The sequence below is a fragment of the Priestia sp. FSL W8-0524 genome (assembly GCF_038005965.1).
GTDB classification, from domain to species: Bacteria; Bacillota; Bacilli; order Bacillales; family Bacillaceae_H; genus Priestia; species Priestia zanthoxyli.
The window spans coordinates 1,488,978-1,506,348 of the sequence record NZ_JBBOUG010000001.1 but is presented as its reverse complement, the minus strand read 5'-3'; the positions used below and the strand labels follow the sequence as shown (position 1 = coordinate 1,506,348).

Sequence of the window (17,371 nt, the reverse complement as noted above, 5' to 3'; positions counted from 1 at the left end):
ATTTTAAACGCTTCTTTTTGTTGTCTAGAACAGCGACTAAGTATTCCAGGCCCATATATGATATATAGATTTTTAGTATTAATACTCAGTTAAAATCTCGGTTTCTTAAGATGAAGTTTCTTTTTATCTGTTCTTCCTCACCTTCAACAACTTCTGGGTAATATCTAGTTAGAAAATCAGAGAATTTTTCTCCCTTAGAAGTATGTACAAACCTAGAATATACTTCTGTTCCACTTGCTAGCTCTTCGTCTTCAAATAGCTCGAAAACATCTAAACTTTCTATGTATTTAAACTCTACAAGTTGATCATAAACATTTGTATAACTATCCTTATGTCCCTTTGCTTCTTGTTCTGCAAGTTCGTAAGCTTGATCGAACGACTGGGCTTTAATTAATAAAATACTTTCTTCAAATATTTGATGTTCATTATAATTTGTGTCAATTTTCTCTGGAGTGGGCTTTCCACTAACTATGTGTTTATAAAGAACCTTTACTCCATACCATTTCCATACTAGGGTTTCTCCCTTGTGTGTTTGCATGTAACTACTCCATTCTGAAAAAACATAAAAAGAACAATAGCTAGGTTTAAGCGTAATTAAAAGGGAGACCTATTTTAATCTAAAAAGTCCAAAAACAGATTGAAGAAACTTAATTATCTAATAAGTGTCCGAATTCCCTAGAAGATTAGCAATTTCCTTATTACCATACTCTTTCGCATAAAACATAGCCGTTTTTCCATCATCATCTTTTGTGTCTTTATTTACTCCGTTTTTTAATAATAGTTCAACAGCTTCTTTGTGATTGTAACAACAAGCAATAATTAAAGGTGTTGTACCATCATTGCTCTTGACTTCAATATTTGCTCCATTTTCAATTAACCATTCAATAATTTCTATATAACCTTCCCCTGCAGCTATATACAATGGTGTAAATCCCTCTTCATCTTTTAAATGAATGTTAGAGCCTTCTGATATTAGGAACCTAATAAGATCTATATGACTTTCTTGTGTGGCCCAATGAAGCATCGTATACCCACCTTGATCTCTTGTATTAATGTCTATTCCGAAATCCAACAGTTTCTTTATCTTTCCTAAATCACCGTAAGCAGCGTACTTAAATATCTTTTCTGTTCTCTTTTCCTGGTTTTTAGCTATTTTCTTTTTTAATCTCTTGTTCATTTTTAATCCCCTGATTTAATAGTTATTATCTTAAATAGAAAATCTCTCTTCGATCTATTACGGATAAGTGTGATCTCACTAGCTAAATTTGAATAAGTTCTTATTAAAATAAGTCAATTATTGAAAATATAATCCCTACTACAATTGAGAGTGTAAAGATTAATTTCCATTTAACCTTCTTTTCTAACCGATAGACATCCAGTTTTTCTAATACAAACGACACGAGCCACATTATAACGATTGATTCAATAAATTCATCTATAAAATTAAAAATAAAATCTATTTGTTCTCACTTTCTTATTTTTAAATATTTACCATTTATTTAAACTATTTATATGTAAACGTTGAAACAAATTTATTCTTGTACTTAATACTCTGTTAACGAAAAAAGAATGTTGCATATACTGTTTTGGTGCTATTTTATTGGGCTTGTATTTATTAACCCCAGAATAAGAAACACCCTGAAAGACACTAAACTCAACCTCTTCATCTTAATCTATTAATTGGTCATTAATTTGTACTACTCTTGAGTCTTCTGGGAAGGTTGAGCACACTTTTTGTATGGATGAATATCTATCCTCGTTTGAAAACAAGAAAAACCCTGCTCCATCATGGAAAATAGTTATGAATGTAGTATCTTCTTCCGTTTTAAAAATAGGGGTAGATACGTTTTTCCATCTGCCCCATTCCTTAACTCTCTTGAGCTCAAATCTTATATTTTCAGAGTAAGAAAGTGAATAAAATTGGTTCATATTAGCAAGGTAAAAGGTATGTTCTAATGCTAAGGATAATATACGCGCGTCTTTAATTAGTAAAGTAAAGCGTCGAGGGTGATAGGTAACCCGTTTAAAAAATGTATAGTAGGCTTGTTTTTCCTCTAATAATTCATACCTATATTCTATACCTAATTGATTAAATTCCTCTTCAAACTCCTCTGCCATCATATCATCACAAAGGAATGTAAGATATAAAGGATACCTATCCTGCTTAATTAAGAAATCGCATAAGAATTCCCTTTGCTCATCCCTATCGTCAACGCTTTCCATTGTTTCAGATATAAAGTAAACAGAATCAATAGGTCCTTCTAATTGAACATAGTGCCCCACCATTTCATCAAACTCCGCATTTAACTGCTCTAGTTGAATCCAAATCTCACTCATATAAAACCTCCTTTACATATAAAAGAACCTGCAACAGTAATTTTTCCTATTTGACCTCAAAGATTTGCTGCGTCTTATATAGAAAAATAGTTAGGGTTCAAATTTGTATGTCTAAAACAGCCGTACAAATAACATCTGGTTTCTACTTGAGGCTTATAATCTATAATAGGAGCGTTTCCCTTATAAATTTCTCTAACTGCATTTTTAATAAAAGTAATCTCTTCCATCGTTTCTTCTTCGTATTCTTCTTTAAAATCTTCTTCCTCATCTGGATCTTGAATGACTTCTTTCATCTCTTTTTCTTTTCTTTGAATAGTCTTAGAGGAAAGTTCTTCAATTTCTTTTGTTTTTGAAAGCTTCCATAAAGAATAAAAATAAGTCGGAAGAAATGCTTCTGAATAAAAATCCCAATCTAACTTAGAGTAAATGTTAACAAACTCTTCATAATCTCCCAGAATATAATATATCTCTGCTATATCAGCTTCTAATGCTTCTTCATCTTTTTCGCTCAAAAAAAGTAATTCTTTTGCAACTTCTCTTGCTTCTGATTTCCTTCCTAGTTGTGCTAAACAAATTCCGTAGCTAAGTAACGGAAACAAACTATAGTTGTTACAGGATCGTAGTTGGTGCGCTTTATAAAAACATTCAGCAGCTTCAGGTAACATTCCTTTTTTGTAGTAACATAACCCCAGATTACTTAAATTTTCTAGGGAAGGTGTTAGATTAATGCCTTCTTTTAATATATTTATTGCTTCTTCATACTTTTCTTCTTTTATGTACATTTCACCCATCAAATTATAGGGAAAGTAATGATCAGGTTTGTTTTTCAATAAATCTTCTACTATATCAAATGCTTCTTCATCTGCAATTTTCCATGTATAAGACATGGATTCTTCTTCTGTCTCTTCTTCGAAATTTCGCGTTTCTTTAGTATTACTCGTAGCCTCTATAATTGGTTTCCCCTCTGTAAAATAAAAATAGGCTAAATTATAAAGGGGTTGAATAGAAGGTTTCATTTTAGCAGCAGCTTGTAGTTGAAAAAATGCTTCTTCATATTCATTTGTCTCCATAAACACTATAGCAAGCTCATTTCTTAGCTTTACGTTGTGAGGATCCTGTTCAACTTGCTCCTGCAATTGAAGCGAAACCTTTTCAAAATCTATTTCATCATACTTGCTCATATTCATACTCCTTCTAGACATTAAACTCAATTTCATCTGTATCATTAGTAAAGTTCCTCATGTACAAGAACAAAATAAAAAGCCACCCATTATTTGCAGGACAGGTGGCTTTTCACTATTAAAATGCATGTACAAAAATATAATAACATATTAATTCCATAAAGACTATATTTTACCTTACAAGCATATGTATAAAAGGTGCGCTTTTTATTCATCGTAGCTTCAATCACCACAAGAGGAAAAGCTGATGTATCAAGGATGTATAAAAAGCTGCATAAAGAAGAAACAAGGCCTCATCGAGAACCCTACTCCCATAAGGGTTCTTTTTTTTTGTGTGTTCCGGAAAGAGTGTTTATGTAAACTAGTTTTGTATATGGTATACATAGCTTATATTTTAATCTTGAGATAAATAAATCCAATTTCTTTCATCAAATTCTTCAATAATATAACTTGAACCTATATCTTTTAAAATTTTATTGAAAAATTTTATGTCAACTTCGTGATCATACAAATCTTCTTGAATGTATTCTGTAAAGATAAAGTTTGTTAAATTTGTATTGTTAACAAAATCTGAAAAGAATGATTTTAGAAAGTATGAATTTTCTTCACTTAATTTTTCGTCATTGATTAATGAAATCCTGAAAACATTTAAAATCGCATTAATATCTTCTTCATCCATATAACATAATGGATCTAGTTTTTTATCTTCTTCTGTGAATGGTTTTCTAGTGTCTTCAATTACTACATAAGAGAAGATTTGTCCGTCTTTTGATACTCGAAAAATTTCCAAATCCCGCAATTTTATAATTCTATTAAACGATACCATAATTTCCTCCTACCCAAATAACAATTCAAATTAGATACTACTAAGTTTAAAGGTATAGTATTTATTTTACAGTAAAATAATCTTATTTGTTGTTAATGAATATATACATACACATAAAAAAGGGATTTGCAGCTGTAAATTTCTTTTCCGTTTCCTAGAATATGGATTATGTTAACTTCTATGTCTTAATAATTATATCTTCAACTTTTCATTTAAGAGCAATAAGAACTTTGCTTGAGATTTCTCATTACGAATCATTCTTTTAACACGAAAATTACTTTGTAAGTAAGCTCGGACTTCTCTATTTCCGATAAGTAGTGAATAGTATTGGTTGTTCTCATAAATCTTTTTAAACCATTCTTGTTCCCTTAGTAACCTAATATTACTATCAATCTTCCTTGTATCTAAAACACCCGTACTGAATCCTACTCCACTTGAAAGGAAATCAGATATAAAGTCAATCATTAATACATCTCACCTTATTTTATATTTATGGTCTATTATAACTTTATTTAGCTATTATTTATATTTCATTAGGTTTCCGATAACGTGTTTTATGGTAACTAAAGCATGTATTAGTTATGTTTGCTTCTTAATTATCTACTCTTTTTCCTTTTCCATAATAAGTTTGTGATAAATGCACTCAAAAATCCTATAAACATTAAACAAAAGATAATTTGATATAAGATAAAATTCCAACTATCTTCAGAAGAAAAAAGAGAAATTTTTCCTGAATCCATAATGTCGATAACAATAAATAACATGAGTGTAACAAGATATATTAAAGAAAATTTCTTGTAAAAGTATTTTTTATAATTAGTGCTCATTTTAATCACCTCAATATAATTGTACGTTAAGCTTATTTCAATGTTTATTGTATCTTTGAAAAAAGTGTTTAAAGAAAAGGGATTATTAAATTAAATAACAGCATTCTCCTTCCATTTAGGCGAGTGCTGTTATTTTCTTAAGATTCTTATAAGTGCAATTACATTAACTAGATGTTATATTCTCTGTTAAAGGAACACGGAAGAGACCAAATACTTAGTCTCTTCTTAATTATTTTTCTGTCTTGATATAAGGAACCCTTTGTGCTGTTGCCCCTACAGAAGCGCCACGAATAAAATCTCTATTTTCTAACGCTTTAAAATTTTGGGTTTGGCCTGTCACCATCACTCCTAAAATTTTGACTTTATCAAATGATTTATCTTTATTCGATGCTAAAAACTTCTCAATTGCCTCATCTTCAGCATCTGCATTGTACTTTTTAAGGTTTGTGGTAAATTCATTATAAGCATCTTTTGGCGAATCAGATGGATCAAACCCATAAACAGGCATGCCAGCAGGTCCTTTACTTTCGTTTACAATAGGCGATGCCATATACAACCATACAATGTTTAAATTATTGGGAATTTGTTTTTGTATTTCCTTCAATGTATAAGGACGATTAAAAGAGATAGCTACTTCCGCAACATAATTTTTCATTTGTGAGACTGCATTTAAGTCATTTTTTACGCCTCCATAGTAATTCTTAATAGATGGATGATAAAAAATCCCAACCTTCTGTTTAGTTTGTTTATCATAGTGATAGAGCTCTTTACCATACCTATAGAATCCTGGCACTAATTCATTTGTGTCAATATTAGACCTAAACCAATCATAAGAGCTTGTTAGTGTACTCCATTTGACTACATAACCATCAATATTCTTGGAACGATTTGTTACAATGTTACCTTCAAACATCGAGCGACTACTTATTGCTTGGGAGTCAATTTGAATATTAGGCCCTGAAATTTCATTATTTAAAAAAAGTGCGTCATGAAGTCTTGCAGTACTTTTGGCTGCAAAATAGCTTCCAGCTCTATAAAGGGTTGCTAATGCCACAAGTACAACAATAATTGATATGAGGGCAATTTTAAAAACTTGTTTTCGTTTAGCTTTTTGTAAAGCTGTTTGTAGTGAACTCTCCATTAATATTTTCCTCCTGCTTTTGAGTGAATCAAATTACGTGCACGATATAACTTCTGCTTTACACTATTTATTTTAACGTCTAACATGACCGCAATTTCTTCATAAGAAAAACCATAGTAATACTTTAAAAAGAACACTTCTTTGTACTCTTTTTTGATGTCCTTTAACAGATAGAAAATTTCATTTTTATTTAAAATGGCATCAAGTTCACAGTCTGTATATTGCAATTTAGAATAAATTTTTTCTGTTAAATAGATATTCTGCTGCTCCTTTTTTCTTTTGAAGTCTATGTATTCATTAAGTGCGACTCTAAAAAACCATGGACGTATTGTGTTCTCTCTTAGATCACCTAATAGTGTATATACCTTATAAAATGTATTCTGAATAATGTCCTCCGAATCTTCTTTCTTCGCACCCTTCGCTATTAACAGTTTGAGTACTTCCTCTCCTAAATCGATAAGATAGGAGGCGAGTATGTCTTCTTTTTTCATCATTTATCCTCCCTATACTTATACAACGAATAAGTAACAATGAATGTATACACTTAAAGGAAAAAATAGAAATTTTTTATTATAAATAAAAGAAGCACTGGCTCTATAACCAATGCTCCTTCTATTTACTACTTATAACTGTGATTATGGTAACTAACAATTAATTAGGTCTCTTTATGTTAAAATGTACATAGAAACATGTATAAGTTTGGAGGCAAGGCCATGAATGTAGACGTCAAGTAGAATTGGCTCTTTCTCACTTTTGGTGAAGGCACTTTAAAGATGGTATAGTGAAATAAAAAGGAGCGAATCGCCACATGCCTTTTTCCTCTTTTACTAATATAGAATGTTTACTCGTTATACAAGAAGATCAATCTTATATATATCTAGTAAAATCTAAACATTCTTCTTGTAGATGCCCGTCTTGTCATACTCCGTCTAACCGCATACACAGCCAATATGTTCGATCCCTTCAGGATGTACCTGCATATGGTAAATCAACGTATATACGACTACAAACACGTAAATTTTTTTGCGATGACCGTAGTTGTCTACAAGCTATTTTTACAGAAAGATTTACGTGGTTAGGAACCTATCAACGCAAAACCAAGCGTTTACACGAGATGCTGAAGTCAATTGCACTATCTACGAGCTGCAAAGTAGCATCTCGGCTGTCTAAATATCTAGGTATTGTAACCAGTCACCACACACTTTTACGCTTGCTTCATAAATTGAAATTGCCTTCTTATGAACCTCCGGTTCATATTGGGATTGATGACTTTGCATTCAAGAAACGTTGTCGTTACGGTACGATTATTATCAATCAAGAAACCAGAAGACCCATTGCTATTTTAAATGGTAGAGATAAAGGAACAGTCGTAAAATGGCTCGAACAGCACCCTACTATTCAAACAGTTACTCGGGACGGTTCCTCAACATACGCTAAAGCTATTTCTCAAGCACTTCCTCATGCTTATCAGATCACGGATCGTTGGCATATACTGAAAGGTTTATTTACAGCAATTAAAGAGACCTTACAACACTCTTTTCCATCTATATGGAGAAAAACAGAATATAAAAACCCTACACCAGACCCACTACTTATTCGCAAAACAGATATTCAACGTAACCTGCATGCAGAAAAGGTTTGGCAGCGTAGCTTAAAAGTAAAGGAGTGGAAAGCTAAAGGGAAATCCATTGCTTGGATTTCTCGTCATCTAAATATTTCTCGCCCTACGGTCTATCAAGATTTAAGACGTAAGAAGAAAGAGCCTATTAATCGTGTTAAGCTCTTAGATCCATACCTGCCTCAATTACGTCAGTGGAATTTGTATGGATGGACCACAAGCCGTATGGAGGTAGAACTTAGAAAGGTAGGCTATACAGGATGTCGATCTACCTTAAATGCAGCCGTGTCAAGAATTCGCCAGGAACAAAGAGCTAGTGCCACAACGTATACCATATCTAGAGATTGCTTACTATGGAAAATATGGAGTGAAAAGAATAGTGACTGGCTGAATACATTACCTTCGGCATGTTTAAAAGAGTTTCCACTTATACCGCAATTAGTTGAAGTGACATGCAGCTTTAAAAATATTATCAGGAAACGCAACAATCAAGGCTTATCTGGATGGATTGAAAGATGTAAACTTTATTCATTTCCGGCTCTCAACACGTTTACAACCTATATTGAAAAGGACTTACAAGGAGTAATGGCTGCCTGTGTTGATCCTCTAAGTAATGGGTTATCTGAAGGGCATATAAACCGTGTGAAGACGTTAAAACGTATGATGTATGGTCGGGCAAGTGATGAATTGTTGAAAAAAAGAGTGCTCATACCATTATTGTAGGTAGAGTTGTTTTTCTAAAAAAACAATACATATCTTTGACATATGGCGACGTTTGCCTTCACCAAAAGTGAGAAAGAGCCGTAGAATTTTACACTTTTTGCTTATTTACTTTTTACACTTCAGCTGAAAATACACTTTTTCGATGTTTCATTCGATAGCTATCTCCATCCATATGAATGACTTCTACACGATGAAGTAAACGATCTAAAATCGCAGTGGTAATTCCCTGATCTCCCATTAATTCACCCCACTGTTCAGGGCTTTTATTGGATGTAAGAATGATGGAACTTCGTTCATACAAATGATTAATTAAATGAAAAAACAAATTTGCTTCTCGCTGATCCATTGCCATATACATTAAATCATCAATAATGACCAGATCGGCGCCTCTTAATCGCTTTAGCTGCACTTTTGATTTATTTAGAAATTCTTCCGTTTTTAAAAGATGAATAAGCTCACCCATAGTTACGAAATAGACGTTGAAACCTCTGTGAATAGACTCAATTCCCAAACCGATTGCTAAAAATGTTTTACCAACGCCTGGCGGTCCCAATAAAATTAAATTATACTGCTGCTCAAGCCAGTTTAGCTCTGCGAGCTGGGTCAATTGGCGCCCCGTTAAAGCTGTTTGCTCTTCTAAATTAAATTCACTTAATGACTTCACGTAAGGGAAGTGCGCCCACTTCATTCTTCTTTCTAAACTCTTTACTTCACGTTTTCTCAGTTCATAACGTGTGATAGATTCAAGAAATTCTAAATACGTCCAAGAAGATTTTTCAGCCTCACGTAGGAGCTTTGGTAGCTCCTCAGCTGTTTCCGATAACCTTAATTGGCGAAAGTGCTCCTGCAAGTCATTTACAGTCTTATTCACTGTGGTTCACCCCCTAAAATACTTGTGTAAGTAGTAAGGGAGCGAGTTGTCACTATGATGTTGTCTTTACCTGAATGTTTTATAAAGGGAGGCTTCACCTTTTGGGTACATTCAGTTTGTAATGCATTTTGATGGTTTGCTATATCCCGAAAGTCATTGGCGCTGTAAAGTTTATCTATCATGCATTTAGTCAAAGTGGCTTCAATCCACATTGGATATTTCTCAATGACGTTTTGAATAATTATGAGCTGATCACGCCGATACCGTGGGTATCTTAAACAAATTTCATTTAAATAAGAAGTTGCACGTTCCTGATCTTCAAAATGTGAAACCAGTTGTTGCTTAAATTCTTCAATACCTTTTGAACGATCCCGGATATGATGTAGATGTTGAATAAGCTTTCCCTTTTCATTACTAATGCTATGTTCAGCAATTACTTCTCCCTCTAACTGTTTACGGATAATCAGCGTTGGCGGTTGGCTCGAAGTGACTTCAATAAAAACCTCATTATCAGAGGCTACACTATACGTTCCGAGAGGAACGGAATAACGGTTTGATTTAAACCGTATTGTATTGTCCTTACTAATATTCCTTGTTATACTTGGGGTAATGACGCTTTCGTATGAGAGTGGTGAAGAGACGGGCTGTAAGTGTTGCTTTTCGACGGGGAACACTTCAGCTGGTCTTTTTTTCGTTGTCTGATGAACATGTTGATTTCCAGTGCGATGTAGCCACTGTAACGCACGGTTATTCCAATCTTCAATATTGCTAAATACTCGGCTGTCTGCGAAATTTCCCTTTATGTACTTTACAACGTTCTCAATCATTCCTTTTGATTCTGGGTCTGCCTTACGACATAAATGAACTTTAAACTTACGTTCATTTACATAGCTTTGAAACTCAGAAGTTAAAAGTAGCTGACCTGAATTTTCGCTTACTGTAATTAAACGATCCTGATCATACACAATTTCTTCTGTGCGTCCTCCGTAAAATTGAAATGCATTTTCATGACATCGTATGGCATCATTTGTCGTAAAAGGCCGGTCCTGCCACTCCATGTATTTGTATCGAGAGTGAGCTAAGACAAAAGCGATGAAATATAGTTTAATTTCATTCTTTTCAGTTGTCTTCTGTTTCGTTTCTCCCCAATCCACCTGGATTTGCTTACCCATAGGTTGTTCAGGGATTGCTTCATACTGCCGAATTATTACTTTTTTCTCAATCTGATAAATCTCCCGCATCTCTTTCACATATGCTCTTACTGTACTCTCGCCAACAACTAAATCGGGATAACGCTCTAAGAGCCAATCGTGGATTTGCGCTGCACTGAGATGAGGGTATTCTTCAAGCCAAGCGATAATCCAATCCCTGTAGGGATCCAATTTCTTACCTTTGCCTTGAAGCTGTTCCATGTATGCTTTTGTCTCTTCAAATGTCATTTTTAAATATTTATAAACGGTTGGTCTTGATACTTTGAGCTCCTGTGCAATTTGAGATACTTTAAACTTCCGTTGATGTAATTGTTGAATATTTAAATAAAGCATTAACTTCTCCTCCAAGACGCTGTCCCCCCAGTAAAATAACACCTTCTATTATTTTACTAGAGTTCTAGCTTATTGAAGCAAAAGTGTAAAATTACATTGAGCAAAAACTGTCAATTATATTCTAGCGTTTACAATGAAACGTGCAATAGGTGTATTTCTTATTGCTCAAGCTTTATTAACGTACTTAACTATTAATACAATTTATACTCCTAGTGCGTCTACCATAGTGGATAGAAACACGGGAGTTACGACAGTTTTACATACTTATCCTTGGGTGTATTGGTTAAGTTTTATCGGTTTGGGTATTGTGCTTATTTTGGGAATATATTTAGTTTTCGCTAAGGTAAAGAAGCAGATCTTTAATTAAAGGTCTGCTTCTTTTATCTACAGATAAATGGCTTTATGTTAACTAAAATCGTATGTAATGTAGAGATTAACAGCTATTTAGTACTCATTTGTATATAAAACTTGACTATCTTTTTTGACTGAGACCTGGACAGATTCTCTGGGTGCTTCAGGAGTGGTTTTTTCTGAAAGAATATATCCTTTTTGATCTAAAGATATGTTCTTTCTTACTTTTGTTCCGTCTTCAAATTCCATTTCTATATATTTTCCTTCTTGAATTAATTTATTATTTGTAATATATATGCCGAGATATGGAACCCCTGATAAGGCTCCTGTAACATGTATTGGCAAGGTTTTATCTATTGGTACTTCCATTCCCTTGTGCTCTTCAATTCCTTGTCTGCTTTTTGTAAGGATGTAAGTGCCCAATTTAGTATTATCTTTATATAAAATAAGAGCATGAGGATCTGGCTTAGATGTAATATTCTCCTCTTTAAGAATAGATAAGTTAGATTTTCTTTTATCTTCTATAAAATCATTAATTTCTCTTTTAGATAGCATCTTAGGATGGTTACTGCTATATAAAAAATAACTACTAAAACCTATTATGATTAATAAACTTAGTAAAACTAATGTGAGATTACGGGATAAAGCCATATTTGTTTTCCCCTTTACTATGTCGTTAGAATTTAACCACATTTTAAGATTAGAAGAACAAAAAATTTATTTAATGCATTTTATGTAGCTTATATAGTTTAGGTTTGTACTTTAATAGTACGGATATTCTTTCTTATTCATGATAATGGAATCCCAAAACCAGTATATGATGGCTGCACCGAGTGCAAATACAAACATTTTACGATAATCCCCTATCGGATTAGACCAATTTCCTTGAAGCTTATAAGAGATATAAAGGAATAGGATTGCTACGACAGAATAGGTACATAAGTAGAGAATACTAAACTTCTTAGGCCATTTATTTAGAAATAGCTGCAATGGTACGGCTGCAACAGAATAAGGAATGATTGTAATAAGTGAGATCATAAAAAATGCAATAACAGCTCTATAACTAGGCTCAATGATGATAAGAAATATGGAATAAGAAACGCTAGAGCTAATAACTGTTAACGCATGATATGGCAAAAGCTCTTTAAATGTCACTGAATGAACACACCCTTCTTGTCTAGTCTACGGATGTATATTATATAAAGATTAAACCTAGTTAACTTTAGTTTTTTTGTTTAGCTTTTTTGATAAATAAAAACAAACTAATCCAGCACCTACCACCTTACAAAAAGGAATAAATGCATAGGAAGGTGCGATTAAAACACTAACAAACAAATAGGCACTTATAGCAAATATAAGCCAACTTGTTATAAGTAAAAAACTAGATAAAAACTCCTTCATAGACTTCATCCTTTAGAGAAGATTATATTTTTATCATAACAGATATATTTTCTGATAAGGATATTTTTTCCTGAAACTGGTTTTATATTAACTAAAAGTAAACATATATGTTCAGGTTTTGAGAACGTCATGTTCATTCTATTAAACATGACGTTCTTAATAAAGGTTGCATCAGCTATGCAACCTTTACATAGTAAATTTGCAATAACCTATTGCATAAGTGAAAGTTTTAAAAAATGTATCTATATTTTCATTTTACGAAACAGATACGGAAAAGTATGAAGATCTTTATTAAGAACTCTCAAATAAGAGAGTTTTTTTATTTTTTGTATAAAAAACACAACTTTTTTTAAAAAACTCTCGTCTAAGTAACGAATATTGGTTAAAAGGATGGTCAGGATATTGGAAAAGACAAAAAAAGAAGAAATTGAGCGTTGGTATGATGACCATAGCGACGTCATATTAAAGTTTATTTTAATGCTGGTGAAAGATTATCAGCAAGCTGAAGATTTAACGCATGAAACATTCGTAAAAGCTTACCTTTCTTATGATTCCTTTCAGCATAACTCTAGTGAAAAGACGTGGTTGTTCCGCATTGCGCATAATGTCACCATTGATTATCTTAGAAAACAGAAACCTTTATGTCTTTTGAAAGATTTTATTCTGTCAAAAACAGACCTTAATCTTTTACCTCAAGAGATGATTGAGCTTAAAGAAACTTCTCTAGAGCTGTATCAAGCGTTAGAAAAACTGAAAGACGGACACAGAAAGGTTATTTTACTGCGAAAAGTTCAAGGTTTTTCTGTTAAGGATACGGCTACCATTTTAGGGTGGTCTGAAAGCAAAGTAAAGTCTACACAGTTCAGGGCAATTCCTGCTTTGAGAAAGCAGTTAGTAAAGGACGGATATATATATGAAGAAACGATTTAATTCTTTTATGGATGATAGTTCACTAGAAAAACTGAATGAGGATTTGGTCTGGAAATCAAACCAAAAACAGAAGCAGCGACTTTTAGAAGCCATTGACCAATTAGAGCGATCAGAATCAGTAAAGCCTGGAAACGATATATTACCTATAAAACAAAATCGCCTTCTAAGAAATGTTGTCTACTGTGGTATTGCACTTGTTATTTTGAGTGGTGCATTCGTTAGCTCAGCATTTGTTTCTCCTGCAATGGCCCAAGTAGTTTCTAAAATCCCTTATTTGGGTCAGATTTTCAAGAAAGAGTCTGTAAGCACTGAAATTATTAATACGCTAAGGAAAAAAGGTTATAAAATTGATTCTTTAGGTCAGACCTATTATGGAGGAAAGAAGCAAATTGAGATAAGTGTGGATGGTTCAGAGAAGTATTTTAAGCGCGTTAAAGACGATATAAATAAAATTGCAAAAGATATTTTAGAGGCACGTAACTATGATAGTTATAAAGTCAAAATTACACGGTATGATCCTGTTCAATATGAGTATAAACCTGATCCTCGTCAAGAAAAATACGACAAAATAAATCAAGAGATTGATGCTGAATTAAAAAAACGTAATTATCATGTGTTAGATGCTAGCATAGCAGGATTTGACTCGGACGCAAGAGTAGCTCTAGAAGTACTTGATACTGAGAAGCATATTGAAGATATTAAACAAGTGATTAGCGATGTTCTTGTTAAAAATAACGAAGAAAAAACACCTATAAAGGTATATAAAATTAACTTAAAAAAGCAAGAACAAGAAGGTAGATGGGGAATTATTTTGGATGATGTTGGTGAGGATCTATTAGGAAAGGATAAATACCAAGTGAAGATGGTCGGCTACTCTGTTCACCCTGAACCTCAGGTATTTATTTATACATCATTAAGTTATTCTGAAGAGAATAAACAGTTTGCCCGTAAACTCGGAGGAGTTATTGTTGAATTCCTTCAAACAAAAGAAATGAAGGCTAAAATAAAAGGTGATCCTTACAAAGTCATTATTTACGCTAAAGGAAAGAAAAAGCTAAATTAAATACGCATTTTGATAAGCTAAGAAATAAGACAGTTTTATTGCTTAGCTTATTTATTTTTCTACCGATATATGTTTTATATTAACTGACAAATGAATTAATGGTATAATTAACCATATATTTAGTTTTTGGAGGACCAACTTGAAAATCCGTTTTAGTCAATACTCATTGTGGTTATCGTTGTTGGGAATTATTATTGGGATAGGACAATATCTCACACCAATACATAGCTCAAATATTCTTTATGTAGGAATCGTTATTTATCTTGCAGGCTTTACATGTGGAGTAATAGCTTTTGGAAAAAATGAAAAAGGTCTAATGAAGTATTTTAGTTTGGCCTCTTTTGTTGTAATTCCACTACTTATCATGTTAGGTATGCTATTTTTCGCAATAAATTTTGGTGAAAGTTAAAAGAAGCGAGTACAGCATGCTTGCTTCTTTTTGTTTTTTATAAAATCTATTAGGAGGAAATTAGATGAAGAAATTCTTTAAAAATGCTTTAAAGGTTTCAATAGCTTCTTTAGTTACTTCAATAATCTTGTATGTAGTTATAATTGGGTTCTTTCTTTTATCAGTTGTTACAGCAAATATTTTTAGTACTGTGATTAAGATTATTGTGCCTATTTTAACTTTAGTTACAATACTCGGGTTTATTTATTCCTTCTTTATCAAAGGTAAACAGAAAATCCCTTTTTTAACATTACATTTTGTTTCCTTATGTGCTCTTTCGTTTAGTATCTATCTTGCAGTCAGTTTTCAAGGGTTTGCGCCTTGAGAAATATTTACATAAAAAAAGAAACCTTTGCCCATACAGGCTAAGGTTTTTTGAATTTATTGGAATAGGGGGGATACGTTATTAGTCTGGCCAGATTTGTAGATTCATATACCCATATCTTTAAAAATAAATCTCGTAACCGGTTATGATTTGACTAAACAACTTATTCTAATTATTATGATCTGTTATGTAAATAATAAAGTATTTTATATATTATTAATGTTTTACTATTTACACTTAGTGACGACAAATAAGACCTTTTTCTACAACTTGTATAATAGATAAAAAGCACCTCCAAATGTTAGAACTTGTCTAACTATTGAGGTGCACTACGATTGTCTGAGTTTATTCAGCTATTCCAAATAATCATTGTTTATTTGAAAGGAAAATTCCTAAGTTTTTAACATCTAATTTTTCATCAATACCTTCTGCAACTAGTGTAATATCTTCTTTTGTTCTAATCGCAATACACATAACTCCCATGATACTTTTTGCAGTTACTGATACTCCATTTTTCATAAGAGTTATATCACTTTCAAAAGTAGATGCTTTTTGTACAAATTCAGTAGCATTACGAGCCTGTAATCTATGTTCAAGACCAACAATAATCCTCTTTCTTAACATCGGCACGCACTCTCTTTGTCATTTTTATTTTTAAAGACTTTATATACAGATGAACACTCTAATTAATAATGAGCCCCAATATACTTTGCTTCCGGTCGAAAAATTGTATTGTCTAATGACTGTTCAATGACATGAGCAGTCCATCCAACCATTCGGCTTACTGTAAATGTAGGAGTAAACAACTTTGGAGACATATCGATTGCCCTCATAACTGCAGCTGCATAAAACTCCACATTAGTATAAAGTTTTCTACCAGGCTTATATTCTTCAAGTAATTGTATAGCCTTCTCCTCTACAAAGTTTGCTAAAGTAAGCCACGGATCATCTTGACCAATTTGTTTACAAATCTTACTTAGTACTTCGGCACGAGGGTCACGTGTCTTATAAACACGATGACCAAACCCCATAAGATATTCTTTATTTTCTAATTTTCTACGAATCCATGTTTCTACTTTGTCTTTTTCTTTAATTTCATTTAGCATATCAATTACACCTGTAGGTGCTCCTCCATGGAGTGGGCCTTTCATTGCTCCGATGGCTCCTGTTACAGCAGAAACCATATCTGATTCTGTAGAAGAAACTACCCTTGAAGCAAATGTGGAAGCATTCATGCCATGTTCCATGGTTAAGATCATATACGCTTCGAGAGCTCTTGTATGAGTCGAAGTAGGTACTTCACCTGTTAGCATATATAAATAATTCTCTACATGATTTAGTTCCATATTTGGCCGAATTATCTCTTTTCTATTCATTTTTCTATAAATTGCAGCAGTAATGGTAGGAATGACAGCTGCTAATCTAATTGCTTGTTTAATATTTGGTTTCCATTTGAATTTACTCGTACCCAAGGCAGCGATAGCTGTTTGAATTTGATTCATTATCTCCATCTCATTGGGAAGAGAACGAATGATTTGAGCAACGTATGGAGGTAAATGACGATTTATTTTCAACGATATAGAAAACTCTTTTTTTTCATCTTCGGTTGGTAGATGTCCGTACCATAATAAGTAGGTAACTTCTTCAAAAGACTTGTTTAGAGCTATATCTCTTGCATCGTATCCTCTATAGATTAAATGACCATTATCTCCATCAACCAAGCTTATAGATGTTTCGGCTGCGATTACATTTCTTAGCCCCTTTTGAACCATTTATCTTCTCCCC

General features: G+C 32.9%; 19 protein-coding genes. 5 read left to right on the top strand and 14 right to left on the bottom strand.

The genetic code is table 11. From position 1 onward, the window contains the following. Positions 1-85: 85 nt before the first annotated feature. The 8 genes from NST66_RS07505 to NST66_RS07470 all read right to left on the bottom strand — a co-directional run bounded on the left by NST66_RS07505 (position 86) and on the right by NST66_RS07470 (position 6,803). Positions 86-538 carry a DUF4288 domain-containing protein gene (locus NST66_RS07505; protein ID WP_155008228.1) on the bottom strand — a complete coding sequence of 151 codons (453 nt, stop codon included), beginning with the start codon at positions 536-538 and terminating at the stop codon, positions 86-88. A gap of 117 nt (positions 539-655) precedes the next feature. Next, complete coding sequence (locus NST66_RS07500) at positions 656-1,177, bottom strand: ankyrin repeat domain-containing protein (RefSeq protein ID WP_155008229.1); 522 nt, start codon at positions 1,175-1,177, stop codon at positions 656-658. 491 nt (positions 1,178-1,668) lie between these two features. Beyond that, positions 1,669-2,337 carry a hypothetical protein gene (locus NST66_RS07495; protein ID WP_182028600.1) on the bottom strand — a complete coding sequence of 223 codons (669 nt, stop codon included), beginning with the start codon at positions 2,335-2,337 and terminating at the stop codon, positions 1,669-1,671. A 74-nt stretch (positions 2,338-2,411) separates the two neighbouring features. After that, positions 2,412-3,518: a tetratricopeptide repeat protein gene (locus NST66_RS07490; RefSeq protein WP_328264113.1), complete on the bottom strand. Its 1,107-nt coding sequence runs from the start codon at positions 3,516-3,518 to the stop codon at positions 2,412-2,414. Positions 3,519-3,912: 394 nt separating this feature from the next. Continuing rightward, positions 3,913-4,344, bottom strand: a complete 432-nt coding sequence (locus tag NST66_RS07485) for a hypothetical protein (RefSeq protein WP_025908230.1) — start codon at positions 4,342-4,344, stop codon at positions 3,913-3,915. 192 nt (positions 4,345-4,536) lie between these two features. Further along, positions 4,537-4,809 carry a hypothetical protein gene (locus NST66_RS07480; protein ID WP_155008659.1) on the bottom strand — a complete coding sequence of 91 codons (273 nt, stop codon included), beginning with the start codon at positions 4,807-4,809 and terminating at the stop codon, positions 4,537-4,539. 591 nt (positions 4,810-5,400) lie between these two features. Then, on the bottom strand, positions 5,401-6,312 hold the full coding sequence (locus tag NST66_RS07475; protein WP_155008661.1) for a sigma factor regulator N-terminal domain-containing protein: 912 nt from the start codon (positions 6,310-6,312) through the stop codon (positions 5,401-5,403). Beyond that, positions 6,312-6,803 (bottom strand): RNA polymerase sigma factor, encoded by a 492-nt coding sequence (locus NST66_RS07470; RefSeq protein WP_155008662.1) that lies wholly within the window; start codon positions 6,801-6,803, stop codon positions 6,312-6,314. The genes NST66_RS07475 and NST66_RS07470 overlap by 1 nt, the downstream gene beginning before the upstream one ends. A 317-nt stretch (positions 6,804-7,120) precedes the next feature. Between NST66_RS07470 and NST66_RS07465 the strand changes: the two genes are divergently transcribed. Next, entirely contained in the window at positions 7,121-8,653 is a 1,533-nt protein-coding gene (locus NST66_RS07465; RefSeq protein WP_205664144.1) for an ISL3 family transposase, read from the top strand. Positions 8,654-8,765: 112 nt separating this feature from the next. Here the strand turns inward: NST66_RS07465 and istB are convergent, their stop codons facing one another. The 4 genes from istB to NST66_RS07445 all read right to left on the bottom strand — a co-directional run bounded on the left by istB (position 8,766) and on the right by NST66_RS07445 (position 12,574). After that, positions 8,766-9,524 carry an IS21-like element helper ATPase IstB gene (istB, locus tag NST66_RS07460; protein WP_060746201.1) on the bottom strand — a complete coding sequence of 253 codons (759 nt, stop codon included), beginning with the start codon at positions 9,522-9,524 and terminating at the stop codon, positions 8,766-8,768. Continuing rightward, a complete protein-coding gene (gene istA / locus NST66_RS07455; protein ID WP_340843759.1) occupies positions 9,521-11,068 on the bottom strand; it encodes an IS21 family transposase in 1,548 nt (515 codons plus the stop codon). The genes istB and istA overlap by 4 nt, the downstream gene beginning before the upstream one ends. Positions 11,069-11,512: 444 nt before the next feature. Next, positions 11,513-12,070 (bottom strand): hypothetical protein, encoded by a 558-nt coding sequence (locus NST66_RS07450; protein ID WP_155008663.1) that lies wholly within the window; start codon positions 12,068-12,070, stop codon positions 11,513-11,515. A 111-nt stretch (positions 12,071-12,181) separates the two neighbouring features. Continuing rightward, positions 12,182-12,574, bottom strand: a complete 393-nt coding sequence (locus tag NST66_RS07445) for a UPF0715 family protein (protein WP_155008664.1) — start codon at positions 12,572-12,574, stop codon at positions 12,182-12,184. A gap of 648 nt (positions 12,575-13,222) precedes the next feature. On the opposite strand from NST66_RS07445, the gene NST66_RS07440 reads away from it, so the two are divergent. The 4 genes from NST66_RS07440 (at position 13,223) to NST66_RS07425 (ending at position 15,586) form a co-directional block, all read left to right on the top strand. Next, positions 13,223-13,750 (top strand): RNA polymerase sigma factor, encoded by a 528-nt coding sequence (locus NST66_RS07440; protein ID WP_155008665.1) that lies wholly within the window; start codon positions 13,223-13,225, stop codon positions 13,748-13,750. After that, positions 13,734-14,813 (top strand): DUF4179 domain-containing protein, encoded by a 1,080-nt coding sequence (locus NST66_RS07435; protein WP_155008666.1) that lies wholly within the window; start codon positions 13,734-13,736, stop codon positions 14,811-14,813. Before NST66_RS07440 ends, NST66_RS07435 begins: the two co-directional genes overlap by 17 nt. Before the next feature lie 139 nt (positions 14,814-14,952). Next, entirely contained in the window at positions 14,953-15,222 is a 270-nt protein-coding gene (locus tag NST66_RS07430; protein ID WP_155008667.1) for a hypothetical protein, read from the top strand. 64 nt (positions 15,223-15,286) lie between these two features. Beyond that, positions 15,287-15,586: a hypothetical protein gene (locus NST66_RS07425; RefSeq protein WP_155008668.1), complete on the top strand. Its 300-nt coding sequence runs from the start codon at positions 15,287-15,289 to the stop codon at positions 15,584-15,586. Positions 15,587-15,952: 366 nt separating this feature from the next. On the opposite strand, the gene NST66_RS07420 is transcribed toward NST66_RS07425, so the two are convergent. Both NST66_RS07420 and NST66_RS07415 read right to left on the bottom strand, forming a co-directional pair. Further along, the gene (locus NST66_RS07420) at positions 15,953-16,210 is read right to left on the bottom strand and encodes an HPr family phosphocarrier protein (protein WP_155008680.1); all 258 of its coding nucleotides are present in this window, start codon (positions 16,208-16,210) and stop codon (positions 15,953-15,955) included. 62 nt (positions 16,211-16,272) lie between these two features. Further along, positions 16,273-17,358, bottom strand: a complete 1,086-nt coding sequence (locus NST66_RS07415; RefSeq protein ID WP_340843231.1) for a citrate synthase/methylcitrate synthase — start codon at positions 17,356-17,358, stop codon at positions 16,273-16,275. Positions 17,359-17,371: the final 13 nt, after the last annotated feature.